The organism is Legionella resiliens (assembly GCF_021344005.1).
Taxonomy (GTDB): Bacteria; Pseudomonadota; Gammaproteobacteria; order Legionellales; family Legionellaceae; genus Legionella; species Legionella resiliens.
In genome coordinates, this window is record NZ_JAJTND010000005.1 from 242,123 (window position 1) to 269,027 (window position 26,905).

The window sequence follows — 26,905 nt, forward strand, 5'->3', positions numbered from 1 at the left end:
CACCATTATGTTAGTAATATTTATAAAATTATAGCAAAAGGAAAGAAAATGAAAGTGGCTGTAATCACCGGCGCTGCAAATGGGATTGGCTTAGCATTAAGCCAAGTCAATTTACAACGCGGCAACATTGTAGTTATGGTAGATAAAGATGAAATTAAACTTAAGCAGGAAGCCAAACGATTATTGAGCCTGTTCCCAGAAAAAATTCTAGAAATTCCTTGTGATGTAACACAACCTAATGACGTGGCACAATTGGCACAGCGCGTTGAAAGCCAATTAGGGCGTATTGATTGGATCTATAATAATGCAGGCATTATAGGCCAATTAGGCCCCCTTTGGGATTTGAATTCTGAACACATCCAAACAGTCATGGAGGTTAATTTATATGGAATGATTCATATCATCCAGGCTTTTATTCCTTTTTTATTCCAACAAACCTTTAATTCACATATTATCAATATAGCAAGCTTATATTCGTTATGTACGGGTTCCCAGACAACTCCTTATGCCATGTCAAAACATGCGGTACTTGCCTTGTCTGAATCATTGTTTTTTGATCTGACACGCCTGAAAAAACCAGTAGATGTCTCAGTAGTTTTCCCTTCTTTTACTGATACATCTCTTTTATCTCATACTACCAATGCAAACTCGTCCTTTCATGAAGTGTTACAATCTCTTTTATCGCATTCGCGCCCTGCCATGGATATAGCGGAACATATTGTTTATGAAGTAGAACACAAGAAATTCTATATTTTTCCGGATAAAGAAGTCAAAGGATATTGTCAGGAACGTATCAAAGCAATGATTTTACAAGAAAAACCCCATGTAACGAATATTGAAAAATTAATGGGTTCGCTCCTTAAACGGCAGGAATCCAGGAATTAATCGTAGCCTGGTGGAGGGGAAGTCATAACCCAGGCTACAATTTCGCCGACTGCGACTATGCTTCCAACATATCTAATAATTCTCGGCGGAATTTATGATAATCAACCTCTACAGCATGTCGTATATGCGATTTAAATCGATAATGAGGCTTATTCATTTCCTCATATGCCTTCTCATGCAATTTATCAGGTCGTTTTAAAGTTCCCATAATAATGCGTGCGGCTATTTTTGACTGATAATCAGCAAGCGGCCAAATACATCCTTGAGGCTGACATAAACCAATAAAATATAGATTGTCGTAGTCTGGATGCATCATTTTTCGATAAAGTGGTATTTTTGTTGAATTACTGAAGTCAGCGATTTGCTTGTCAATAAATGGGAAACTTATTTTATAACCTGTAGCAAAAATCACTGTATCAAACTCTTCGGGCTCACCGTGAGTAAAATGGACACGATTTCCTTCAAAATGAGTAATTCCGGGGCGTGGGAAAATTTCCCCGTGACGAATAAAATAAAGCAGTTCTGTGTTAATCGTTGGATGAATTTCTAAAGGACCACAATCTGGTTTCATTAATTTATATTTGGCATATCTACCTTGAAGGATTCGAGCAAAAAAGCTCAAAACCTTTTGCCTTAACCAAGAAGGCATCCATCTAATTTTTGCTACTGCGTCATCTGTCGGCTTACCAAATACAAACTTAGGAAAAATATGATAACCTCTGCGCATACTGATGCACGTTTTCGGAGAAATGCGTGCCACCTCTACAGCAATATCACACGCAGAGTTGCCACCTCCAACTACCAAAACACGTTGATCCTTAAACACAGAAGCTTTTTTGTATTGATGCGAGTGAAGCAGCTTGCCAGAGAACTCGCCTGGGTATTCAGGCATAAAAGGATCCCAATGATGGCCATTGGCAACTAATAAATAATCAAAATATTCTTCATGGGTACCTTGATCATTTTCAAAAATAACGCTCCATTGATGTTGATCAGTATGCTTTACTTGTAAAACCTTGGTGTTAAAACGGATGTATTTGTTTAAATTAAAATGATTCGCATAGCTTCTGAAATAATCTAAAACCAAAGTATGGGATGGATAATCAGGATAGTGTGCTGGCATTGGAAAGTCTTCAAACTCCGACCAACGTTTTGAGCTGATAATATGGGTCGTTTCATAAACACTGGAGTGATTGTTTTCCTCATCATATACCCAATTCCCACCGATCTGACTATTTTTTTCAAATACAGTGATATCTGTTACACCTTGCTCTTGTAGATTTTTAATTGCAGCAAGCCCGCTTGGACCTGCTCCGATAACGCAGACACGAGGAAAATTTTCTTTACCCTTTTGCTTTATTTGCATTACTCAACACCTTTTTTACTTCTTCCATTATCATTGCTTGTACAACAGGATCTTTATCAATCGTGAAATGATTCACTGTAACGCCTTTTATCGCAGCAACGTTAATGTTGTCAATACGAGTTTGATCTGGATTTATGGCTCTGAGCTTCAAACCACTAAACATGGGCACATAACCAGATTTGTAAAAATTCATCGCGTGCTTCACGTTAGGCGGCACAATAGTTTGAGATACAGCATCAACAGTAACCAATAAGTCCACAGGAATACCGGCCTTATTCAAATTACGTGCAACCTTGATTTGCTCATTAGCACCTAAAGAATGTCCCACCAAAATAATAGGCCTATGTTGCTTATGTTTTTGATAATAACCAACAATTTTACGCGTCACATTCCCCGCGTTGTACCACATGTCACTGGGAGCTGCTATATTGCACTCATCTTCGACAGTGGCACTAAGTGTTCTCATCCCGGTGCTAAAAACCCCTAATCCACCTAACATAGTATGCACTTCGCCATGATAGGGTTGCGGCTTGCTTACTTTCACTGTCTTCGCTGCTTTTTTTGCTGCTTTTTTAGTTGCAGATTGATGAATCACCGATTGAGCTGTTTTAGGTATTGGTCTTTTCTCTGAAGCCCTGCCGCCTGATAGGTCGACACAACCAGTTACACTCATAATTATGAGTAAAAACAAAAATGAGCTGAAAACACCTGATTTCTTATTTTGAAATGAGTTCATTTTATTTTTATTTATATATTATTTTAAAGCGAGGATCATAGCTTATTCTGAGAAGATTTGCCAAGATGGGCTTATAGATGAAGTGAAATTCTTTTGTCTCTATAAGTAAGTTATTAATTTTGGTACTCTTCCTGGAAATACAAAACTTTTTGTTTAAAATTTAGGGCTGTTATTTCTTGGGGACAATCACAATTGATTATAGAAAAAACGAACACAATTCTTACTGTCAGCCAACTTAATCGACAGGTTAAAAGCTATCTTGAAAATGAACTGGGTACGGTCCATGTCGAGGGAGAACTCTCCAATTTAAGTAAGCCGGTATCTGGGCATTTTTATTTTACCTTGAAAGACACTCATGCCCAAATTCGCTGTGTGTACTTTAAAAATCGCCATAGCAGCGCGTTTGCATATAAGCTATGTGATGGACAACATATAGTCGCCAGCGGCAGATTAAGTCTGTATGAAGCCCGTGGCGATTATCAATTAATAGTAGAACAAATTACTGAAGCGGGTCTGGGGGCACTCTACCAGCGTTTTGAACAATTAAAAAATAAACTGTCTGCCGAAGGTTTATTTGATTCAATAAAAAAAAGACCCATCCCGGTCATGCCTCGTGCCATTGGAATAATTACCTCAACCACTGGCGCCGCAATTCGCGATATATTATCCACTCTTGCTCGACGATTTCCCTTAGCTGATGTCTTCATCTATCCAAGTGAAGTTCAAGGTGCATCAGCAGCACAACAACTGATTAAGGCATTAAGACGCGCGAATTCTGAGAAACGATGTGATGTACTTCTACTTGCACGTGGTGGAGGAAGTATTGAAGATTTATGGGCATTTAATGATGAACAATTAGCACGTGACATTGCCAACAGCTCAATACCTATCGTATCAGGGGTCGGACATGAAACAGATTTTACAATTGCCGACTTTGTCGCGGATTACAGAGCGGAAACACCCACAGCAGCTGCTACTGCGGTGACGCCTGATTGTAATGAATTGTTTAAATTACTAAATCACTCCATCTCACGAATGCATGATGCAATGTACCGTTTTTTGCAAAAATACCACATCAAATTACAACATTTAATCGAGAAAATATCTTCACCACAAAAGGCAATTGCCAGTTACTGGCAAACAACCGATTACCTTGAGCGGCAACTGTTTGCTTGCATGGGCTACCTCATAAAACAAAAAAAACATCAACTTCATCTTTGCATTAACCATTTGCATGCTAAAAATCCTAAAACCCAAATCAAGCAAACGCTAATACTTTTACAAAAAATTTCAGCGCAATTAATCCATCATATGCAAAATAAGATCAATCAACTCAAATATCAATTAAGAACACAATTGTCTACCTTGCATGCAGTCAGTCCCTTAGCTACACTGGATAGAGGATATGCTATTGCAACGAAAAAAAATAAGGTGTTATTTTCCAGCCAACAAGTAAATATTGGCGAGACAATCGATGTGCGATTGGCACAAGGTAATTTAACTTGTGAAGTCACTCAAATATACGAGTAAAAAATGCTTGAAGAACTGAATTACAGTTTAGACTGGATTATTAATCAAACAAAAAATAACATCCCCATTTTAGAAATTATTTTATTAATTCCTTGGCTTTTCTTTTTTGTAAGCATATTTTTTAAAAAAATATTATTATTAGGAATTATCCCAAGACGCGTCAAAGGCTTGCCTGGCATTCTATTTGCGCCTCTATTACACGATAATTTCAATCATATATTTTTTAACTCGATCCCTTTAGTGGTTTTAAGTAATTTCATTTTGATTAACGGACTTGCATACTATCTAGTGGTTACCCTTATGATTACAGTTTTAAGTGGAATTGCTATTTGGTGCTTTGCCCAATATGGCTTGCACATAGGTGCTAGCGGTGTAATTACTGGGTACTGGGGTTTATTAGTGAGTAATATCTATCAAACCGGTACATTGACTACCATAATCTTGGGTATCATTTCTCTTTATTATTTTGCCGGTATCTTCTTTGGTATTTTTCCTAAAGACAAAGGTGTATCCTGGGAGGCTCATTTGTTTGGTCTTTTAGCCGGCTTAGCTACAAGCTATTTATTGGCACTTTATCCTGATTCCCTACAGATAATTCAAGGTTCATCTAATAATTTTTAAACCGTTAGAGTCTGTTTATTTTTAAAACGATTGAACCAAAATGGCCATGATTTTTGAAGCACATACACATCGTATGTGAGCATTAGAGCGCAGAAAATCAGGACAGTTTGACCAAGATAGTAGAAATGCAAACAGACCCTATGCTATCCTAAAAATAAAAAATAATTCGAGAAATTAAGATGCGGTCACTCAAAACCTTTTTTTGTATTAGTATATTAAGTCTTTTTATTTCACCTGCTTACGCCGCCTCAACAACCCAATTCTTTATTTCCGGCTGTTGCGGCCAAATGGGGGGTGTTAGCTATTGCGATTCATCAGCAGGCCGCCTAGTGTGTAAAAATGGTTTTTACTCTACATGTTATTGCACACCGCATGCTGTAATGGATTTAAATCTCTTCCGCGGTTGCTGCTTATGGAAAGGTGGTGTTGTCTCTACTTACACCATAACTGGATACGTTGTATGTAATGACGGTTCCATTTCAGAAGAATGTTCTTTGCGGCCAGAAGAGAAAATCGCGGCATGGTAAGCTCTAATTCTTCTTCAAGGTGCAATTTAGGACCCTGCTTGTTTTAGCCTGTGTAGCCAATTGGCTCATAAAGCAAATAAAAGCACCTACTGCATTAAATACTTGTTAAGAATCTGTCAGATCCTGACTGACCGGATTGTTATGTCACTAACCTGTTGCGAGAGAGTATCGTTAAATGCGCTATAAAGCCTTATCCATAGCAGGATTTGATGGCTCTGGCGGAGCTGGAATCCAAGCCGACCTAAAGACATTCTCAGCATTGGGTTGCTATGGAATGACCGTACTTACGGCATTACCTGTACAAAATACTTGCGGTGTAAAAAGCTGTTACAGTATTCCATTGCAAGCTATAGAAGATCAACTAAATGCTATTTTCGATGACATTAAACCTGACAGTATAAAAATAGGCATGCTTTTCAATAGTGAGATCATTGAATTAGTCTCTTCATTTCTTAAGCGCAAAGCAATAGATATTCCTATTGTCATTGATCCTGTAACCGTTGCTAAAAGTGGCGATCCTTTATTACTACCCGAAGCTGTAGCCTCTTTAATAACAGAACTTATGCCTCTTGCTACCTTGATTACTCCTAACCTTCCGGAAGCATCTACGTTTACTGGTGTATATGCCTCGTCTGAAAAGGAAATGAAGTACATTGGTCAAAAGTTGCTTGGTTTTGGACCAAAATACGTTTTACTCAAAGGCGGACATCTGGAGTCATTAGAATCAAATGATTTATTAATAGGAGCAAATGGAGATACTCATTGGTTTTCAAGTCCAAGAATTAATTCACGAAATACCCATGGAACTGGATGCACTCTTTCTGCCGCGATAACGGCTTGTCTTGCCCAAAAAATTGATTTAATTAAAGCATGTAGCATTGCAAAAAATTATGTGTTCAATGCCATAGATGCTGCAAAGGAAGAAAATATTGGTCTAGGAAATGGTCCGCTGCATCATTTTTATCATTTTTCGCCGGTACAATTGCTGGATTAAAGAAAGCAGATTATGTAACAGGTCACGGGGTCTTTCACCTTATTTGAATGCAGGGTAGCTTGGGTGCAGCGCAGCGGAACCCGGGTTGCGCTGCACCCAAGCTCCAATATACTTTTTTGATTCGAGATCTTGACGTAGTTAAGTGGGCATTCAAGAAATACTTTTACTTGCCTACTACGTGCGCGCTTTATCCGCGGAATCCAGGAAATTTGTAATAGATGCGGTGGATCCCGCGGATAACTCTCGGGAGGTACTAGAATCAAAAGATAATGAAAGTGATGACTCTTCACGCTTTCGGAATCTCACCCAAACTACGAGCGAAAAATTTACATTGAGTTCAAATTTATCTTTAAGAAATTTTTTGTACGCTATTCCCTCTTTTTCAATTAATTCACCAAAACATAAGGCACTGAAAAGAATTAACAAATACCCTATTGCTGAGTAACAGAATATAGTATCCGAGAAAGACAACATACAAAAAGAGACGAGCATGCCTAGCAAAAATGGTTTCATTTCTTTAAGCTTCAATGCAGTAACAAACAATGCACCTATGAAATAAAGGAATAGAGCCATTCCTATCAAACCGAGTTCTGAAAGGGTCAACCAATATTGGCCATGAGGTTCATTGAGCTTATGTCCCCAGGAAGGAACAGGTTGATCTTTAATAAAGTTATATTGAAAGCCCCCTGTCCCCACACCTAAAATTGGATGTCTTTTAAATAAAGATTTCGCATAGTGATGAAACTGGTATCTATAACCTATAGAAGTATTTGTTTGATTGTTTTTTAAGAGCCTAAGATCATTCACCAGTGAGTAGGCTCCATCTTGCATGATGGGACTCAGCATAAAGGCTAAACCACTTAAACTCGTAAATAGTATAAGTCCTATTAAAGCTTTTCTAAGAGGAAATTTTTGCACGATCAGCAAACACATTAATACACCATAAATGATGTAACCTGCTCTTCCAGAGTTGATGAAAAATATTTGATAGCTTCCTAATACAATCATGGATAAATATAAAAATCGTAACCATCCGCCTGGTTTTGTTTGGAGTGTTAAAATTCCGGCAAAATAAACCCCCAAAGAGATCATGATTCCAGTAACAATATGATTATAAAATACTTCTCCAGGATCTAGGGAAGTGAACAGATCATTTATAAATAGATTGTTAATTTTCAATATTGAAAGGATACTGGTGAAGAGCATGGATAATATATAGCCATTCAAAGCCCAGGTCCTTGCTTGAGGTTTAATAAAACCTACAGCAAAAATTGGTAGGAAAATTAGCTTGGAATATTTATTGATAATATTGTATTCCAATTTGAATGGGGCTTTTGACCATAAACAGGCGATAAGGACATAAAGAAATAAAACAATGGCAGCACGGGCCCACATGGTATTAAAAGCATAAAACAAATATTGTCGGTAAGAAGGAGTAAATCCTATAGCTAACAAGCTAAGCACAGTTAATATTGACTTAATGCTGGGACTTATAGGAATAAAAAATACCAATAACACAAGAAGAATTGGTATGAGCAGGTGAATTTTTTCGATTTTTTCTTCTAAGAAGCTCAGGTTCAAATTAATTCCTCTGTGCTTTTTGCCAAAGAAGGCAATTGCTCCAAGTTACTGTCTTGATACAATTGTTTAATGCCACGATAGAAAGTTCCTTGTGCATTAAACACTGCAAATAAAAAACCTATTCTGCCATCCAGAAACCCACGTTGCAAGACATAACATCTAAAAAACATCCAAGAAGTACTTGCCAATGTTTTGATAAAGCTAGGTTTTCGTTTATTTAGAATATAGGTTTTTGCGCTATAAGATGAGTATTTGTTCATTTTATATAATACATGACTAACGTCTTTGAATGAGTGATGCATAATAGTATTTTTAATTTTACCAATACGCGCCCCTTCGGGAAGGACTATCTTTTCATGCACAATATCACTACTGAAATATGCATTTGCACGCTTAAAAAGTCGCGCATGTCGCTTAGGACTGGAAGAATATTTTAAGGGTTGATTATAGAAGTACATTTGAATTGCAATTCTAAAGGCATCTGCTGAATCGGATGCCATGGCTTCAATGATTTCTCGCTGCAATTCCTCACTCACAGACTCATCGGCGTCAAGATTCAACACCCAGTCTCCTTGAGCTTTTGACAATGCCCTTTGTTTTTGAGCACCATAACCCGGCCAGTCAGTAGAAAAAACGTGCTCCGTATATTCTTTGGCAATAGCAACCGTTTTATCGGTACTTCCCGAGTCCAATACTATTATTTCATCAGCAAATCGAACGGACTCGAGACATCTTCTAACATTTCTCTCTTCATTTTTGGTTATTATTATTACACTCAATGCCATTTAAAAAACACCCTCACGATGATCATGACTATCAAAGTGTAACTTACCATCTTTAACTTTTAAGGTTACGTGACCACCATGCATCAACTTACCAAATAAAAGTTCATCAGCCAGAGGTTTTTTTACATTCTCTTGAATCAATCTGGCCATTGGACGAGCCCCCATCATTTTGTCATAACCATGTTCAATAAGCCATTCACGAGCCATTTTATCGACGTTAAAGGTAACACCTTTATGACTTAATTGCTCATCGAGTTCCATAATGAATTTATCAACGACTAAGCCAATCGTCACTGCATCCAATGGGGCAAAATTAATGATTGCATCAAGTCTGTTTCTAAACTCAGGACTAAATTGTTTTTTAATTACTTCAAGCCCATCATTACTATTGTCTTGTTGGGAGAAACCGATGGAATTTCGTACCAGTTCCCCTGCCCCCGCATTAGAGGTCATAACCAGAATAATGTGTCTAAAATCTGCTTGACGTCCATTAGTATCAGTTAAAACTCCATGGTCCATAATCTGTAACAGTAAATTGAATACATCTGGGTGCGCTTTTTCGATTTCATCAAGCAACAGTACTGCATGAGGATTTTTAGTTACAGCTTCAGTCAACAGTCCCCCTTGATCATAACCGACATATCCTGGAGGAGCACCAATTAAACGTGAAACAGTATGTTTTTCCATGTATTCAGACATATCAAAACGTAATAATTCTATGCCTAAAACATTAGCCAATTGTCGTGTTACCTCTGTTTTTCCTACACCTGTTGGTCCAGCAAACAAGAAACAACCTACAGGTTTTTGAGGATCTCTAAGTCCAGATCGACCTAATTTAATTGCAGAAGCTAATGCAGTGATCGCTTGATCTTGTCCATAGACTAAAAGCTTCAAATCACGTTCTAAATTACGCAAGGTATCTTTGTCACGTGCTGATACTTTTTTAATCGGTATGCGGGCAATTTTTGCTACGACGCTCTCAATTTCAGTGACACTTATTATTTTCTTACGCTTGCTTGCTGTTAACAAATTCTGATAAGCGCCCGCTTCATCAACAACATCAATTGCTTTATCCGGTAAAAATCGGTCATTAATATATTTTGCAGATAATTCAGCAGCTGCTTTTAATGCAGGAATTGTAAATTTCACTCCATGATGTTCTTCTAATCGACCTTTTAGTCCTTTCAATATTTCAAAAGTTTCATCGACTGTAGGCTCTGGAATATCAATTTTTTGGAAACGTCTTGCTAACGCTCTGTCTTTTTCAAAAATACCTCGGTATTCCTGATAGGTTGTGGACCCAATGCATTTTAACTCGCCGTTTGCCAGCAATGGCTTAATTAAATTGGATGCATCCATGACTCCGCCTGAGGCTGCTCCAGCACCAATAATTGTATGAATTTCATCAATAAACAGGACAGCCCCTTCCTGTTGTCCTAACTGCTTTAATACAGCTTTTAATCGTTTTTCAAAATCGCCCCGATATTTGGTTCCGGCAAGTAAAGCACCCAGATCAAGTGAATAGACGATACAATCACGGATTGCATCTGGTATTTCACCATCTACAATACGCCGAGCTAAGCCCTCAGCAATTGCGGTTTTACCTACCCCTGCTTCGCCAACAAGTAAGGGATTATTTTTTCTGCGTCGGCACAATACCTGAATTGTACGTTGTACTTCTTCGTGACGACCGATCAAAGGATCAATTTTTCCTTGTTTCGCACGTCGGTTGAGGTTTGTGCAATAACTTTCAAGAGGTGACTCATTACCTTCTGATGAGCCCATATCATCTTCCATAGAATTCATGTTCTCATGCATATCATTATTTTGATATTTAGAAACACCATGGGAAATATAATTAATCACATCAAGTCGTGTAATATTTTCTCTGCGTAAGAAATAAACTGCCTGACTTTCTTGCTCACTAAAAATAGCTGCTAGAACATTGGCTCCGGTAACCTCGGTTTTTCCTGCAGATTGGACATGAAATACAGCACGTTGTAATACACGTTGAAAACCAAGAGTAGGTTGAGTTTCTCTATCTAATTCATCTTCAGGGATTCTGGGAGTAGTTTCATCGATGAATTCAATTAAATCCCGACGTAATGCTTCAATGTTTGCATCACATGCTTGTAATACACTTCCAGCTGCTGGGTTATCAAGCAATGACAACAACAAATGCTCAACAGTCATAAATTCATGACGTTTTTCCTTTGCTTCCTTGAAAGCTAGATTCAAGGTGAATTCAAGTTCTTTATTTAACATTGTCGTTGCTCCTCTTCAGCCCACAGCAAATTACTCGGGTTCCATGCTGGATAGCAATGGGTGCTGATTCATTCTGGCGTATTCATTTACCAGCGCTACTTTTGTTTCTGCTATATCTCGCGTAAATACCCCACACACGCCTTTTCCTTGAATATGAACCTGTAACATCACCTGAATGGCAATTTCCTCACTAAGATGAAAAAAATGCTTCAGTACATCAACTACAAAATCCATAGGTGTATAATCATCATTGAGCAACACTACTTTGTACTTTCTAGGCACTCTGATTTCGGTGCTCTGCTCCGGCTCAGCTACTTTAGGCCTTACAATTTCCTCTAGATTCTGCCCACTCATAACATACAACCTCTATATTATTTTTATAGACTCCCTACGCACTTTTGGCCAGTAAAATCAGCTAATTTTAATGAAAAAATTAGCCGTTGAAATAATCAAAAACATATTGATTAGTTAGCATTCATTAACGATGGAAATCAAAATGATATAAATTGTAACCTAATGGAAACAATACGAACTCGGAGAGACTTGTATTCATCCCTCCAAATTGCACTCATATCCCTCAGGCTATACTTATCCTTTACACGTTACATCTGCTTAATTATTTCATCTCCAAAACCGGAGCTACTCACCAATGTTGCGCCGATCATACCCCGCTCAAAATCATAAGTTACAGTTTTGGCTGCTATAGCACCTTGCATGCCTTTGATAATTAAATCAGCTGCTTCAGTCCATCCCATATGACGTAACATCATTTCAGCAGAAAGGATAATGGAGCCAGGATTTACCTTATTCTTGCCCGCATATTTTGGTGCTGTTCCATGAGTTGCTTCAAATACAGCAACTTTATCACTTAAATTTGCACCTGGAGCAATACCGATTCCACCTACTTGGGCTGCCAAAGCATCAGAAATATAGTCGCCGTTTAAATTAAGTGTGGCAATTACGCTGTAATCTTCTGGTCTTAAAAGAATTTGTTGGAGAAACGCATCCGCAATGACATCATTAATGATGATTCGCTTGCCTGTTTTAGGATTCTTGATTTCCATCCAGGGACCGCCTTCATATTCTTTTGCATCAAAAGAATTACGTGCAACTTGATAGCCCCAATCTTTAAACGCACCCTCGGTAAATTTCATAATATTGCCTTTATGCACCAAAGTTACCGTGTCCCGGTCATTATCAATTGCATATTGGATTGCTGCTCTGACTAAACGTGTAGTTCCTTCTTTAGAAACAGGTTTAATTCCTATGCCGCAGTGCTCAGGAAAACGGATTTTTTTAACACCCATATCTTTCATCAAGAATTCAATCACTTTTTTTGCTTCAGGTGTATCCGCTTGCCATTCAATACCCGCATAAATATCTTCAGAATTTTCCCTAAAAATAACCATATCCGTTTTCTCAGGTTCTTTAAGGGGGCTTGGAACGCCAGTGAAATAACGAATTGGACGTAAGCAAGTATAGAGATCCAGTTCTTGACGAATTGCAACATTAAGTGAGCGAATTCCACCGCCAACAGGAGTCGTCAAGGGGCCTTTAATCGAAACAACGTATTTTTTCAGTGCTTCTAAAGTTTCTTTTGGTAACCATTGATCAGAACCATAAACTTGAGTCGCTTTTTCACCCGCATAAACTTCCATCCAGGCAATTTTTCTCTTATCGCCATATGCTTTTGCAACCGCAGCATCAACAACTTGAATCATAGGAGGTGTTACATCTACACCAATGCCATCTCCTTCAATAAAAGGGATAATGGGATTATTGGGTACACGAAGTGATAGATCGGCAGTAACTGTAATCGCTTCACCATGTGAAGGCACTTTGATTTTATCGTATGTCATTGACAACTCCGCAAAATTAGAGAGAAGGCAATGATAGCATGTGATAACTTGGAATCCCAAGTACCATTTCCATTTAATTACTCACGTTTTGGATGCTTACTATGATTGTTGCAACATTTTAATTTGCTCAATCAGTTGATCGTATCCTGCTTCAACGTTGATATAATCACTTTTTGCCAAATAAACAGATAATGATCCATCATCTGTTGCAGAAGGTTTTTGTAAAACACCATTATAACCTTGACTTTTTAAACGAAGAAAATCGTTAATTTTGGTGACTAGATAAAAATTACGAAAATAATTATCAGGAACCATATGAATTGCCTGGGCATCATTTTGTAATGATTTTCCTGGTAAATAATCTTTAAGGGAGTAGGTTGAGTTGTTATGAACAGCAACTATTCTGCCTTTTGGCAATAACTGTTTAATTTTAGTTGCCAGCTTATTTACTTCATGATGGGCCCTGGGGTTATAAGGACCAAATTGCGAAAGCGTTTTTTTAATCCCAGTATCGGTAAAAATTCGGTTCGGATCAAACTCATAACGTTGGTTATTCAAACGAAATACTATATTGCGGCCTCCAGAATGTACTAAAGCAATAAGGCTTCCTCCTTCTCGCTGAATCACTGCCTGTGCTGCCTTTAAAGCCGTTTGTTCATTATGATGCAAATGCACATAGGTCTTGCCTTTCCCTATTGTGTGTTTAATCTCTACTTTTTCATCACCAACCATAACAATATGATTCATCGCGTATGCAAACTGACAGAAAAAAAGTGAAACTAAGATTGCAGACTTCATAAAAATTTTCACCATAAAGTATAATTTTTGCGTTATTGTATAAGAATTGACCTACAAAAACAATGAATTGTATTGAGGAATTGCTCATCATGTAGAAAGCTCCTACTATAAGCGTACTCAAACTCTTTTTTATATCATACTTAATGCCAGAAATTATACTTTTCAATAAACCTTATGGGATCGTCACTCAATTCTCTGGCGAGAACCCCGAACACACATTAGCTGCTTTTATTACTCAACCCGATTTTTATGCAGCAGGACGATTGGATAAAAACAGTGAAGGATTGTTATTATTAACTAATAATGGCGCTTTGCAACATCATCTAACTCATCCCAAATTCAATAAAAAGAAGTATTATTGGGTACAGGTAGAGGGAATACCTACCGAAACAGATTTAGAACCTCTTAAAAAAGGTTTGGTTCTTAAAGATATTACCTTTTTGCCAGCAGAAGCCAGGCTTATTGATGAACCACAATTATGGCCGCGCAATCCTCCAATCCGTTTCCGACAAAATATTCCTACCAGTTGGCTGGAAATTATTTTAAAAGAAGGAAAAAACCATCAGGTACGAAAAATGACTGCAGCAATTGGATTCCCCACTTTAAGGTTAGTACGACATCAAATTGGTAACTGGAAATTAGAGAATTTACAACCTGGTGAATATCGAGTCATACATCACCCCTTCAATGGTCATTCTATTTCTCGGAAAATGAAATTAAATAATGTTTAAAAACGTAGTCTGAGTTCAGAGAAACGCAACAACTGGGTTAAGAATAAACAGCTTAGTCGCTGTATCTTTTACACAATTCACCGAAAAGCCACATTTGTCACATCTCTGCCTACGCTCCGCGGCTTGTCCGCGAGGTCCAGTGTTTTAGGGCAGAGCCTCTGGATCCTGCGGACAAGCCTTAAACGATCGTCAGTTTTCTAAATTTATCATGTACCACTTAAGTTTCTCTACGTACCGCTTAAATTTCTCTACGTACTGCTTTCCTACATACCGCGCATAAAGCGCGGTACGTAGATGAAGAAATTAAGCGCGGTAGGTAGGCGAAAATTTTAGTGGAGGTTTCTCAAAACTGACGATACCGCAGGTAAACAGACCCTGAACCATCGTCAGTTTTTTAAATTTATCATGTACCACTTAAGGTTCTCTACGTACCGCGCTTTATGCCTGAGAGATGGCCACTTTTTGTGACCATCTCTCAGGGACAAGCCGCGGGACGTAGGAATAGAGCTGAACCGATTTTTCAGGATGTATAGAAAATTCAGCTGCAAGCAGCTCGGTTATGCTTGCTGTATCTTTTCCAAAGTCAGATAAAATTTAAATACCTGCAAAACCCTCTCGCCTGTCGCGCTTCCTTATCAATAATTTCCAATTAATTCGCCACAAAGTTATGAATCCATGTCAATAGGTGAATTTCACCGATGTAACTTTATGCATATACAAATACAATTTGTCTCGTATTTAATCAACCAGGAGGAATATTTATAAATAAGTCCATTAAAAGGCTTTTATAAATTTCAGCCATTTTTTAAAAAAACCGGAGAAAATATATGACTATAAAAGTTACTATTAAACTTGATGATAACAAAATAAGAGTTTATTTAAATAGTAATGATGCAACAATAGAAGCGATTGGAGATCATTTAAAAAACCAAGGCTATAATAACGTTGCTTCAGTAATAGCGGTGGAAGAAAAAACACATGCGAAGAAGTGTCAGGGCTATTCTTTAAACCCTTACTCTCTTGCTTATAATGTCATTGGAAAAGAAGCTATGCAAATTGAGGCCTGGTTCAATATAGGAAGACATTATACAGATGAAACTTTGTCTGCAGCTATTGATACTTTAATAGCACCTGTATTGCCTACTGTTATCGAAGATACAATTCTTCCTGCAGCCAATATGCACGTGAAAGACTTGAAGTCTCGAGTCTATGTTACTGTCTTTGAAGAACAAAATGCATCATTAGGAGACGTTTTAAAGTTAGTTGGTAATTTGGAATCATGCATGCAGGCTGTGAGGAAGCAAGCAGGGCTTAAAGGCGATAAGATCGCAAGCGACGTGGTTATAGCATTTGATGATAAAGTAAAACCTGCACATCATGCAAAAGGCTTGTCTGTATTTGGCATAATGCCTGCTCCACAGAGTACTGGACCAGTGACTAGTGCGGGTTACAATTATTCTACTACTACTTCTGGCGTTACCAGAATGAATAACTAACATGTAATAAACTTCCAGTAAGTAGCAAAATAGCTTGGTTGCAAGCAGCCAGGCTATTCATGTTGGGTTATACTTTTATCTCATCTGCACTTACTTAAAAACTTTTCAACGATAAACCAAACGTTTCAATAAAGTATCTTCACCAAGCAAGCGAATCCATGGCCAGATAAACATACCTACCAAAGCACTGGCTGCAGGTGCAAACACGCTGTAATTAAACCCGAGCAAAGCGGAAATTAAAGAAATAATCGATTGATATAAAAGACAGAAGAACCCGATCAAAAAGATTTGCTGCATCATAGAAAAAAATTGAAATCGTCTTGATTTGCTGGAGGCAATCCAGGTTACCAAAAGTAAGGCAAAAGAATGTTCTCCAATTACTGTTGCAAGTAATACATCCAATAATAATCCCACAAACAGCAATGTAGTCAGTCTGAAGTTGCCTGGTAAAAAATATTCTATATAAAGCACGAGCAATAATATCCAGGGAGGACGAAATGCTGAGATTAACTCAGGCATGGGCAATATAGATAAAAGAAGAGCTACAATAAAACCAAGGCACAAACGTACGCGAAGATTTCTTATCACATAGTCTCCTTGGCATTTAAACGCTCATTAATTTGCGCATTCAATTGCTCTTGTTCTGCATCGGACCATATAAGTAATACCAACCGGTTACGATTAAGCAATGCAACTGGCTTCACTTTCACTTTCACAAAATCTTCACCAGGAATACTATTCACTTCTTCCACAAGTCCTACGGGGTAACCTTCAGGATAGTGCCTGTCCAAACCTGAAGTGACTAATACGTCACCAGGATGAATGGACGAAGTTTTTGGTAAATTAATTAAGGATAGTTGCTCTATATCGTTGGTTCCAACAAGAATTGCCCGTTCTCCTGTGCGATTGTTACGTACAGGTACAGCACTTTTTGAGTCTGAAATAAGCAAAACCGTACTGGTTATAGGGCCTATATCGACAATTTGTCCCATAACTCCTTTTGCATCCAAAACAGGTTGTCCTACATAAGCACCATCACGTTTTCCCTTATTTAAAACAACCACCTGCCGAGAATTGCTGGTATCCACAGCAAGAATTTGTGCCGCCATTGCACTCGTATTTGCCTGTGATGAGGTGAGAAGCAATTCTTTTAATTGTAAGTTTTCTTTTTGAATAACAATTAGTTTTTGTAATTCTGCTTCAAGCATGGTTTGCTGATAGCGCAATTGCATGTTTTCTGCAATCAAAGCTTTTTTTGCACTAACCAGTGACTGTACCCAGCCAATAACGCGGACAGGATAATCTACCGCATATTGCAAAGGAGCAACCACTAAGGAAAAGCCGCTTCGAACACTATCTAAATAACGATAATGATAATCAGAAAACATGAGAAAAATAGAAAAAGCAAGAGCAAGTACAAATCCTATAGAACTGTACCCACTCCTGCTAAATAATCTGTTATGTTTATTATTCTGTTGAGAGGAAATCACCACCGCGCAAATCCATGGTTTCTAAAGCTTTACCACCACCACGTGCTACACAGGTCAGTGGATCTTCAGCAATTAATACAGGTAAGCCAGTTTCTTCCATGAGCAAGGTATCAATATTCTTCAATAAAGCACCGCCTCCAGTAAGAACCATGCCACGCTCAGCAATATCAGCTGCCAGTTCAGGTGGAGCTAACTCCAAAGCAGCTCTCACAGCGCCAACAATACCTGATAAAGGTTCTTGAAGTGCTTCTAAAATTTCCGCACTTGTCAGAATGAAACTACGAGGAACACCTTCAGCAAGGTTTCTTCCACGAACTTCAATTTCAAATAAATCGCGACTTGGGAAAGCAGAACCAATTTCATGTTTAATACGTTCTGCAGTAGTTTCACCAATTAGCGTACCGTAATTGCGACGTACATAAGATACAATAGCATCATCGAACTTGTCGCCACCTATACGGACAGATTGGTGATACACGATGCCACTTAAGGAAATAATCGCAACTTCAGTAGTGCCACCACCTATATCCACGACCATAGAGCCACTGGCTTCTTCTACTGGCATTCCAGATCCTAAAGCAGCTGCCATAGGTTCTTCAATGAGAAATACTTCACGAGCACCAGCACCCATTGCAGATTCGCGAATTGCCCGACGTTCGACTTGCGTAGAACCACAAGGAACACAAACCAAAACACGTGGGCTGGGTCGTAAGAATTTATTTTCATGAACTTTATGTATGAAATGCTGCAGCATTTTCTCAGTAACAAAAAAGTCAGCAATCACACCATCTTTCATTGGTCTAATGGCATTGATATTACCTGGAGTTCTTCCCAGCATTCTCTTCGCTTCGAGACCCACCGCCGCAACACGCTTTTGTCCTGATTCATTACGTAAAGCAACTACGGAAGGTTCGTTTAGGACAATCCCTTTATCTCTTACATAAATCAATGTATTTGCTGTTCCCAAATCAATCGATAAATCATTGGAGAACACGCCCCTTAATTTTCTGAACATATGCCACACTATCCCATTCTTTTTTTGTGCGCTACTTTATCCTAAATTTGGATAAAAATCGACAGTTCTTAGACAACAATTTAAAATTAAAGAGTAAATTTTGATAAATAAAAAGAATTTTGAATTTTTGAACCGGAAACACAGATCAAAATAAAGTGCATTAAATCCATTTATGAACATTCAGTAGCAAAGCAATCAAGTTGATTTTTATCCGCCCCATCTTATCTTATCATCTCATTCCAATTAAAAATATAATTTGTTGCCAATATGATTATATTATACACTGCGCGATCTAATATTCAGACTCTATCTTAAGGTGTTATATGCCCAGCAGCTTAAAATCAAAAGAATTATCCCAATGGACCCATGGTAATCCGGATCTCATAGCTAAACTTCTCTTCAATCTTTTTTCTTTTTTACAATTAGAAACAAATAAGGGAAAAGATCCTAATTTGGCCTATAAAAAAGCCGCAGAAAATATTGGTAATTTTATAAGCTTATTAGGAGATCAACGCCTTCATATTCCTCAACCAGGCAAAGCATCGGTTGATGGTTCTGCCTTGTTGGGTGCTTATTTACGCTTGGGAGTTACACTTAACGACAAACCTATCGTTGAATTAAGTGAAGAGCAAATCGAAGCAGTACATACTTTTGTTAAACCATTAATCCCTGAAGGTTTTACACCAAAGCAATTTTTTGATGGTATTGAAGGATCTCCATCCAAAAAACATGCAGCAATATTAAAACTTCTAATATTTAAAGGCATTTCTCCTGAACATAAAGATGAAATGTTCAAAGGCAAATATGCTGAAAAAGTAAATACCCTCCTTGATTCCGTCCTTAACTTGGTTGACTTCATGCGAACTCCTTTTAGCGTCTTAGTCTTAGAGGAAAAAGCGGCTGTAGCTGCAGCAAAAAAATTAGGTAAGGAGAATGCACAGACCTCTGGAATAGATTTACAATGGACTTCCATGTACAAAGCCATTGAGCGAAGCCTGCAAGATATTATCAATTTAAAAAAAGGCAGTGCAGAAAAAGCAGAAAAGTTTCTTCAAGAAATAAAGCCATCTTTGACTCAATGTCAACAATGCTTTGGAATAGCCAATACTCGTTATGAAGTACAAAAAGAATATGCCGCAGAAACCAAAAAGCGCGAGGAAGACCTCAGTGAAACCTTTAAATCGCTTGGGTTTCCGGATGGAAATCCAGCGAAAATCGCTCACTATATTAGTGAATTCAGGCAAAGTCTTATAGGAAAAGAACCTGAAAAAGCTGAAGCAATAAAAATCATGACATTGAAACAACTTATCAATACTTATGCTGCTCAATGGCAAGCTGCTTTAGATAAGATAAAAAGAGATTTAGCTTCTTCTAAAGAAGAAGTACAAAAGACAAAGGATACTTTACAACAAAAAGAGTCTGCTTTATTTGAGTCCGATAACCAGCTACAAAGTCTCCGGTTACAATATGAAACGCTTAAACTTAAATCAGATGAGGCAGGTAGAGAATTTGAGCGCCAAAGTTCAGAGCTTGCACGGTTAAAGAAGGTTGAATCCACTTCGAAACAAACAATCAAGGAACTAGAACTAGCAATACAAACAACTCAGAAAGATCAACAAATAAATACCACTTTAGAACAGTTGGAAAAGCAATTACGTATTGCCAAAAAAGAAAATGAACAGTTAAGAAGCAAAGTAAGTCTTGCGCAAAAACACGAACAAACCCTTCTTGAACTTCAAAAGCAATTAGAAGACTTACGGAAAGACAATGAGTCATTGCACCGTCAACTCGAAGCAAAGAAACAAACTACTAAACCAACGAGTGAGGTCCCATCTGAAGTGTCTCAACTTAAAGCTCAGTTGGAGTCTTTGCACCGGGAAAATGACTCTTTACGTCAAACATCTCCCGAAGTAGATAAACGATCCAAGGCTTCATCCAGTGGTGTTCAATCCGAAGTATCTATGCTTCGTTCTCAGCTAAAATTGTTGCGGATAGAAAATAATAAACTCAGAGAAGAGTTAAGCAACGTAAAACCACCCCTACCTAAATTAGTACCTAAATTGCCTGATTTAGGTATAAAGGCTGATTTATTAATCGCCCTTGGAGAACTACGTTTAAATAAGGGAGATAGGATCAGGATGAGAGATACAATAATTGCAAGTAAAGAAGAGAAACAGTTATCAGATATTGGCACTGAAATTAAACGTTTGCAGAAGATTAATGAGTTTATTGAAACTATCAATAAAGGAATTTTGGAGCGAGCTGGATTTTTCTCTTCTGATCCCTATAAGAAAACGAAAGCAATTGAAACCGCTTTCCAAGAATTATCTGTTGATGATAAATATAAACTAGCTACATTATCTGAAGAAAAGATCAATGAGGAATTAAGCAAGGAAAATGGAGAGGAAACTGATATCGGAAAATTCCTTAAAGCCATTCATCATAAAAGAGGGTTTATCGCGATTCACCAAGCAACAAGTTTTACCTTCTTTAAGAGCAATATTGGCAATCTAGATAAAGAGTTACAACATATTAATTCGCCAATACAGGTCCTTTAAATAATTTAATTCACTACAATGTGTCGCTGCTGTAATAATTAACACTTACAGCAGTGACATACAAAAATAAACCGCTGACTCGGTATGGCTTTTATTCTATCCTATTAACAACAAACACTTGATTCAATTTATCTCGATTCGCAGTCACAAAATGTTGACCCAGGCCCTTCACTTCAGCAAGCTCTTCTAAAGATTTAAATCCATGATGGCTTTTACGATAGGCGATTATGGCTTCGGCTCGTTTCTTTCCTATGCCTTTAACCGAACCGGTAAGCATGGATAAATCAGCAGTATTCAGATCAATTTTATGAAGTACTACAGGAGGCTTTTTCAGGTTCGAATTTTCTTTAGCAATGACTGCATGAGCAGATAGAGTAATTACAGATAATGACAATACAGCAGCAATAAATTTTGCTTTCATAATTTTCTCCTAATTGTTGGACTAGATGGCTCGTTCCAGAGCCGAACAAAGTATCCCAAGAATTGAGCGCACTGTCGAGAGTTTTTTAATTTTTTTATCTTATTTCAATGAGTAACAAAAAAATTGAAGATTAATAATATTCTGTTCACCTAAGCATGAGATTTGTTTTGGAATAATTGAGAGTAAAAACATGCGATAATATTAAAACTTGTTTCACTGCCTGATGAGTCGTCAGTTTTTGATAAGAAACCTTCACTATTTTTTCGCCTACTTACTGCGCTTTATGCGCAGTATCCAGAACAAATACTTTTCTATACTTTTGGGTGCTGTTGCCCAAGCAAAATCTCATGGATACCGCGCATAAAGCGCGGTACGTAAGGAGTTATATAAAATACGTAGGGAATTATATAAATATATAGTGAGTTATATAAAATACGCAGGGAGTTATATAAGAATAGGAGCAAACATTCCGAACTCTTATACTGAAATATTACGATGCATGATAAAGCACATAAGCTACGCTTGCAGTTAATTTTTTTACCATATCCAAATGCAAGAACTCATTAGGGCCGTGGGCATTGGAATGAGGTCCCAAAACACCGGTAATCATAAATTGTGCATCGGGAAATTTCTTTCCTAACATTCCCATAAAAGGAATAGTCCCACCTTCTCCCAAATAGGCAGCAGGCTTACCATAGTAAGTCATTGATGCCGCATCAGCAGCCTTTTCCAACCAGGAAGCAAGCTTAGGTGCATTCCATCCAGGGGAGGCATCACCCATCTTAAAACTCACTTTGGCATGATAAGGAGTTTCTTCAGTTAAGGCATTGTGCATCGCTGTTGCGGCAATCTCAGGATCTACCAAAGGCGGCAGCCGCATGGATAATTTTAATGCCGTTTGTGGCCGCAGAACATTTCCTGCATCTTCTATAGCAGGAAATCCATTGGCACCAGTAACCGTCAATGCAGGTCTCCAACTTCGATTCAGAATCAATTCCTTTCTATCTATGGTTACTGGTTCAACCCCTTTATGGAACGGAAACTCTGTATAAACAGAATCCCCTAGCACCTGGGCACACTGTGCTGCCTGGCGTGTTCTTTCTTCTGGAATGTCGCAATACAACTCAGGTAGTTTCACCTCTCCTGAAACTTCGTCTTCAATACGACTAATTAATTGCCGAGCAACTCGGAAACTGTCAGCAACGATACCACTCGCCGCCCCCGAATGAACGCCCTCACGAATCACCTCAACCGATAACTCGCCCACTAAATTGCCGCGTAAGGAAGTAGTCATCCATAATTGTTCATAATTACCTGCGCCAGAATCAAGACAAATAACTAACTTGGGTTTGCCAATCCTGTCATTTAGCAGTTCAATGTAATAAGGTAGATCATAACTGCCACTCTCTTCACATGCTTCAATAATCAAAACACAGCGGGGAAAAGGTAATCCTTGCTTCTGTAACGCGCAAATCGCGGTTAATGAAGCATAGGCGGCATAACCATCATCTGCAGCACCGCGACCATATAAGCGTCCATTTTTTAACACGGGTTTCCATGGATGCAAATCTTCATTCCATCCGGACATTTCTGGCTGTTTATCAAGATGACCATACAACAAAACAGTTTCATCAATTACGCCAGGAACTTCAATGAAAATTAATGGAGTACGCCCTTTTAACCGCATAATTTCCAGCATCATTCCTTTCGGCCCATGCGCCTTACACCAATTGGCAATATGGGAAACCGCCTGCTCCATTAATCCATGCTCCTGCCATTTAGGATCAAAATGAGGTGATTTATTGGGAATTCTAATATAGTCACATAAACTGGGAATGATTTTCTCTTCCCATTGACAACAAACAAAGTCATACAATGCTTGCGGATTGAACATGAACTTGCTCCTCAATAATAGATACAATATGATCCGTGGCTGACTTAATATTTAGGGCATCGATTTTGTTTCTGATATCCTCTTTACTATTCTCCAGTTCATATAGTGTTTGCAGTAAAGTATCTATATTCAAAGATCGATCTTCAATCACGAGACTAATACCTAATTTTTGAAAATATCGAGCATTTTGGATTTGATCTCCTCGACTTACCTCTGCCGGTAAAGGAATTAAAATATGAGGTTTACCCAAAGCTAAGATTTCATATAGAGAATTGGCTCCAGCACGTGAAACTACTACAGATGCCGCAGCAAACAAATGCGCTAATTCTTCATTAACATATTCAAATTGTCTGTACCCTCTCTGATCAACAAGGGAAGGCTCTAATTTTCCTTTTCCACAGATGTGAATGACTTGATATTTTTTTGTTAATTGAGACAAAGCCTCACGAATAGTACGGTTGATAGAGCCAGCCCCTAAGCTACCACCTATAGCCAAAAGACAGGGCTTATCTGCATTAAATCCACATAACTCTAGTCCATGGTCACTGTCACCAGTAAATAACTGATCACGAATAGGAGTGCCGGTTATTTCTATTTTATCTTGTTTTTTAAAATGTTTTTTCCCCGCTTCAAAAGTCAAACATATTTTATTAACAAAAGGAAAACAGAGTCGATTGGCAAGTCCGGGACTCATATCAGATTCATGCGCAACAACAGGAATCCGATTTAACCAAGCACCCACTACCACTGGAAATGCAACAAAACCCCCTTTAGAAAAAATCACGTCAGGTTTTAATTTATAAAGAAAGAAAAAGGATTGTACGATACCCAGAAGGATTTTAAATGGATCCAATAAATTTTTAAAACTCAAATATCGACGTAATTTACCACTGCTTATCCCCCAAAATGGGATTTTAAGTGGCTCTATCATCTGTTTTTCAATACCATGAGCCGAACCAATATAGGCGATTTCCCAACCTTTATGGCTAAATTCTTTAATCAACGCCAGGTTAGGCGCCACATGCCCTGCTGTACCTCCCCCTGTAAAAATAATCATTGGCATCATAAAATTTTCCTAATTAGTAAACTTAAGTCTATGGCTTGAATTGATTTGGTAATGGCACCAACAGAGATGAAATCAACACCTAATTGGGCTATTGCAGCAATATTTTCCAGCGTAACTCCGCCAGAAACTTCTAAAGTACAATGTTTTGGTTGATTCATCCTAACTGCCTTTTCAAGCATGTCCTGACTAAAATTATCCAACATGATTCGATCAGGGTGAGCACAAATTGCTTCACGCAACTCATCCAGAGTTTCGACTTCTACTTCAATTAAAACATTCTTTTGGTCCTTTCTTGCCAAAGCAACCGCCTTTGCTACTGAACCACAAGCTTTAATATGATTTTCTTTAATTAAAACAGCATCATAAAGTCCCATACGATGATTAAAACCGCCTCCACACGTAACCGCATATTTTTGTGCCGCTCTTAATCCAGGAAGCGTTTTACGCGTATCCAGTAATCGAGTTGGCGTGCCGCGAAGCTTTTCTACATAATGATGCGTTTGAGTTGCGGTAGCTGAAAGAGTTTGTAAAAAATTTAATGCAGTACGCTCGCCCGTTAAAATATTTTTTGCTGAGCCATATAAAGTACATAGAGTAGATGGGGCAGGCAACCATTCACCTTCAGCAACTTGCCACTCGACGTTGATTTGATCATCAAGTTGATTGAATACCTCATTAACCCAAGGTTGACCACAGACTACCATAGGCTCCCGAGAAATAATTTTTGCTTCGGCCTGGAGATGGGCAGATAATAAAGTTGCAGTCACATCCCCATCCCCTACATCCTCATGTAATGCACGTGTTACCTCGGCTTCTATGTGTAAAGAAGTTTTATTCATCTTATTTTCTATCCTTCTTCGCATAGCGTGCTTTTAATAAAATAGGCGCAATAAAAGTGGTCACCATAACCATTAAAACAATTGCAGAAAATAAATCATCCGACATAACCCCCAAAGTCCGACCTATAGAAGCGAAAACTAATCCCACTTCGCCGCGAGGTAACATCCCCATACCAATGAGCAATCGATCATCTGAAGCACGTGCCCCATAGCCACTGAGTAATTTGCCAATCACCGCCGCGATGATTAAACCACATGCTAAAATAATTACATTCCAATGATAAAAGCTTTCTAATTTAACTTGAATGCCGATCACAATAAAAAACATAGGAGCCAAAATGGATTCTAATGGCGATAATAAATGATAAATACTGCGATTTTCTTGTTGAGTCAGAGGTATACCATCAAAATAATCATCATGAAGAATTACCCCAGCAGTAAATGCACCAATAATTGTTGCAAGTTGCAGCACTGAAGCGAGCCAAGAAAGAGTCATGATAAATATAAAGGAAATAAATAATTTTGCTTCCCAAGGCTCAAGAAAACGGAAAAAATGAATTGCTTTGCGCAAAACAATCGGACCTAAATATAAAGAGCCTGCAAAAAATAACAGCGCACTCACAATAATGCGTAGCACAACCATCATATCTACAACGCCACTAATTACTAAAGAACTGACCACAGCTAATATTATTAGACCTAATACATCATCCAACATTGCCGCACCTAAAATAATTTTTGCTTCCCGGGTACGTAATTTTTTCATTTCAGAAAGTACCCGTGCAGTAATTCCTATACTGGTTGCACTAAGCGTCGCTGCAATAAATAAATCGACCTGATAAGATCCATTAGGCATAAATGTATAAGCTACGCCAAAACCCAGAAGCATGGGCGCAATTACGCCAATTAAGGCGACAAAAAGTGAATCGCGGCCTGTATGTTTCATTTCCTCTATTGAACTTTCCAAACCAACCATAAATAGAAGAAAAATGACTCCATATCGCGAAAAAATGTCAACAATATAAGCAATTTTCAAAAAATCAGCACCGTGAGGCCCACTTAAAGCATCAACAACTTGCTGTGAATAATTTGGATTAGGAATAACTGAAGTAACCGCCTGATTTAAAGGTACCCCTTCAAGTATTTGTCTCACTGCATCAAAAATTGCAGAGCCTTCGCGTAGCAAAATAGCTAATGGGAATCCGTAATAATAGAATAAATTGCCAATAAGAATTCCTATCAGCAATTCACCAAGGACGCTGGGTTGATGGATACGTCGTGCCGTATAACGACCAATAATTGCAAAGAAGAAAATAGTAGTCACGCCAAGTAACACAAACGCAATGGGATCAGCATGAATTGGCTGCTCAGCAGAGGCAAAAACCATAGCAGGATATATTCCTGCAATAAGAAGCCACCATTTTAAATGCTGCATTACTATTTTATAC

24 protein-coding genes are annotated in these 26,905 nt (G+C 38.2%); 8 read left to right on the forward strand and 16 right to left on the reverse strand.

What is annotated here, in order from left to right; all coding sequences use genetic code 11:
- Positions 1–48 precede the first annotated feature (48 nt).
- Positions 49–885 carry an SDR family NAD(P)-dependent oxidoreductase gene (locus tag LXO92_RS13650; RefSeq protein WP_182350096.1) on the forward strand — a complete coding sequence of 279 codons (837 nt, stop codon included), beginning with the start codon at positions 49–51 and terminating at the stop codon, positions 883–885.
- 55 nt (positions 886–940) lie between these two features.
- Here the strand turns inward: LXO92_RS13650 and LXO92_RS13655 are convergent, their stop codons facing one another.
- Positions 941–2,251 carry a flavin-containing monooxygenase gene (locus LXO92_RS13655; protein ID WP_182350097.1) on the reverse strand — a complete coding sequence of 437 codons (1,311 nt, stop codon included), beginning with the start codon at positions 2,249–2,251 and terminating at the stop codon, positions 941–943.
- Positions 2,229–2,987: a hypothetical protein gene (locus LXO92_RS13660; protein ID WP_182350098.1), complete on the reverse strand. Its 759-nt coding sequence runs from the start codon at positions 2,985–2,987 to the stop codon at positions 2,229–2,231. Before LXO92_RS13660 ends, LXO92_RS13655 begins: the two co-directional genes overlap by 23 nt.
- A gap of 192 nt (positions 2,988–3,179) precedes the next feature.
- Here LXO92_RS13660 and xseA point away from each other — a divergent pair, with 192 nt between their 5' ends.
- The 4 genes from xseA (at position 3,180) to thiD (ending at position 6,659) form a co-directional block, all read left to right on the forward strand.
- The gene (gene xseA, locus LXO92_RS13665; RefSeq protein WP_232891172.1) at positions 3,180–4,517 is read left to right on the forward strand and encodes an exodeoxyribonuclease VII large subunit; all 1,338 of its coding nucleotides are present in this window, start codon (positions 3,180–3,182) and stop codon (positions 4,515–4,517) included.
- A gap of 3 nt (positions 4,518–4,520) precedes the next feature.
- Positions 4,521–5,138, forward strand: coding sequence for a rhomboid family intramembrane serine protease (locus LXO92_RS13670; RefSeq protein ID WP_182350100.1), 618 nt, complete (start codon positions 4,521–4,523; stop codon positions 5,136–5,138).
- 179 nt (positions 5,139–5,317) lie between these two features.
- Complete coding sequence (locus LXO92_RS17225; RefSeq protein WP_340163009.1) at positions 5,318–5,665, forward strand: neurogenic locus notch; 348 nt, start codon at positions 5,318–5,320, stop codon at positions 5,663–5,665.
- A gap of 175 nt (positions 5,666–5,840) precedes the next feature.
- Positions 5,841–6,659 (forward strand): bifunctional hydroxymethylpyrimidine kinase/phosphomethylpyrimidine kinase, encoded by an 819-nt coding sequence (gene thiD / locus LXO92_RS13675; RefSeq protein WP_182350101.1) that lies wholly within the window; start codon positions 5,841–5,843, stop codon positions 6,657–6,659.
- 174 nt (positions 6,660–6,833) lie between these two features.
- On the opposite strand, the gene LXO92_RS13680 is transcribed toward thiD, so the two are convergent.
- From LXO92_RS13680 to LXO92_RS13705, 6 genes are all read right to left on the reverse strand, one after another.
- Positions 6,834–8,240 (reverse strand): O-antigen ligase family protein, encoded by a 1,407-nt coding sequence (locus LXO92_RS13680; RefSeq protein WP_232891173.1) that lies wholly within the window; start codon positions 8,238–8,240, stop codon positions 6,834–6,836.
- Complete coding sequence (locus LXO92_RS13685) at positions 8,237–9,025, reverse strand: glycosyltransferase family 2 protein (protein WP_182350102.1); 789 nt, start codon at positions 9,023–9,025, stop codon at positions 8,237–8,239. Before LXO92_RS13685 ends, LXO92_RS13680 begins: the two co-directional genes overlap by 4 nt.
- Positions 9,026–11,290: an ATP-dependent Clp protease ATP-binding subunit ClpA gene (clpA, locus tag LXO92_RS13690; protein ID WP_182350103.1), complete on the reverse strand. Its 2,265-nt coding sequence runs from the start codon at positions 11,288–11,290 to the stop codon at positions 9,026–9,028.
- 30 nt (positions 11,291–11,320) lie between these two features.
- A complete protein-coding gene (gene clpS / locus LXO92_RS13695; protein ID WP_182350104.1) occupies positions 11,321–11,644 on the reverse strand; it encodes an ATP-dependent Clp protease adapter ClpS in 324 nt (107 codons plus the stop codon).
- 248 nt (positions 11,645–11,892) lie between these two features.
- Positions 11,893–13,149 carry an NADP-dependent isocitrate dehydrogenase gene (gene icd / locus LXO92_RS13700; protein ID WP_182350105.1) on the reverse strand — a complete coding sequence of 419 codons (1,257 nt, stop codon included), beginning with the start codon at positions 13,147–13,149 and terminating at the stop codon, positions 11,893–11,895.
- A gap of 99 nt (positions 13,150–13,248) precedes the next feature.
- The gene (locus LXO92_RS13705; protein WP_182350106.1) at positions 13,249–13,947 is read right to left on the reverse strand and encodes a protein tyrosine phosphatase; all 699 of its coding nucleotides are present in this window, start codon (positions 13,945–13,947) and stop codon (positions 13,249–13,251) included.
- A 143-nt stretch (positions 13,948–14,090) separates the two neighbouring features.
- On the opposite strand from LXO92_RS13705, the gene LXO92_RS13710 reads away from it, so the two are divergent.
- Together LXO92_RS13710 and LXO92_RS13715 are read left to right on the forward strand one after the other, a co-directional pair.
- On the forward strand, positions 14,091–14,678 hold the full coding sequence (locus LXO92_RS13710) for a pseudouridine synthase (protein WP_182350107.1): 588 nt from the start codon (positions 14,091–14,093) through the stop codon (positions 14,676–14,678).
- An 827-nt stretch (positions 14,679–15,505) separates the two neighbouring features.
- Positions 15,506–16,174, forward strand: a complete 669-nt coding sequence (locus LXO92_RS13715) for a hypothetical protein (RefSeq protein ID WP_182350108.1) — start codon at positions 15,506–15,508, stop codon at positions 16,172–16,174.
- Between the two features lie 105 nt (positions 16,175–16,279).
- On the opposite strand, the gene mreD is transcribed toward LXO92_RS13715, so the two are convergent.
- The 3 genes from mreD to LXO92_RS13730 are packed head-to-tail and all read right to left on the reverse strand — an operon-like array spanning position 16,280 to position 18,679.
- Positions 16,280–16,759, reverse strand: coding sequence for a rod shape-determining protein MreD (gene mreD / locus LXO92_RS13720; RefSeq protein ID WP_182352848.1), 480 nt, complete (start codon positions 16,757–16,759; stop codon positions 16,280–16,282).
- Positions 16,759–17,664 carry a rod shape-determining protein MreC gene (gene mreC / locus LXO92_RS13725; RefSeq protein WP_182352849.1) on the reverse strand — a complete coding sequence of 302 codons (906 nt, stop codon included), beginning with the start codon at positions 17,662–17,664 and terminating at the stop codon, positions 16,759–16,761. The genes mreD and mreC overlap by 1 nt, the downstream gene beginning before the upstream one ends.
- Entirely contained in the window at positions 17,642–18,679 is a 1,038-nt protein-coding gene (locus LXO92_RS13730) for a rod shape-determining protein (protein WP_003636696.1), read from the reverse strand. Before LXO92_RS13730 ends, mreC begins: the two co-directional genes overlap by 23 nt.
- 323 nt (positions 18,680–19,002) lie before the next feature.
- Here LXO92_RS13730 and LXO92_RS13735 point away from each other — a divergent pair, with 323 nt between their 5' ends.
- Positions 19,003–21,237 carry a coiled-coil domain-containing protein gene (locus tag LXO92_RS13735; protein WP_182350109.1) on the forward strand — a complete coding sequence of 745 codons (2,235 nt, stop codon included), beginning with the start codon at positions 19,003–19,005 and terminating at the stop codon, positions 21,235–21,237.
- Positions 21,238–21,328: 91 nt separating this feature from the next.
- On the opposite strand, the gene LXO92_RS13740 is transcribed toward LXO92_RS13735, so the two are convergent.
- From LXO92_RS13740 to LXO92_RS13760, 5 genes are all read right to left on the reverse strand, one after another.
- On the reverse strand, positions 21,329–21,658 hold the full coding sequence (locus LXO92_RS13740; RefSeq protein ID WP_182350110.1) for a ComEA family DNA-binding protein: 330 nt from the start codon (positions 21,656–21,658) through the stop codon (positions 21,329–21,331).
- A 490-nt stretch (positions 21,659–22,148) separates the two neighbouring features.
- Positions 22,149–23,552 carry a M20 family metallopeptidase gene (locus tag LXO92_RS13745; RefSeq protein ID WP_182350111.1) on the reverse strand — a complete coding sequence of 468 codons (1,404 nt, stop codon included), beginning with the start codon at positions 23,550–23,552 and terminating at the stop codon, positions 22,149–22,151.
- Complete coding sequence (locus tag LXO92_RS13750) at positions 23,527–24,618, reverse strand: undecaprenyldiphospho-muramoylpentapeptide beta-N-acetylglucosaminyltransferase (protein WP_182350112.1); 1,092 nt, start codon at positions 24,616–24,618, stop codon at positions 23,527–23,529. Before LXO92_RS13750 ends, LXO92_RS13745 begins: the two co-directional genes overlap by 26 nt.
- Complete coding sequence (gene nadC / locus LXO92_RS13755; protein ID WP_182350113.1) at positions 24,615–25,457, reverse strand: carboxylating nicotinate-nucleotide diphosphorylase; 843 nt, start codon at positions 25,455–25,457, stop codon at positions 24,615–24,617. The genes LXO92_RS13750 and nadC overlap by 4 nt, the downstream gene beginning before the upstream one ends.
- Before the next feature lies 1 nt (position 25,458).
- A complete protein-coding gene (locus LXO92_RS13760; RefSeq protein ID WP_182350114.1) occupies positions 25,459–26,892 on the reverse strand; it encodes a cation:proton antiporter in 1,434 nt (477 codons plus the stop codon).
- Positions 26,893–26,905: the final 13 nt, after the last annotated feature.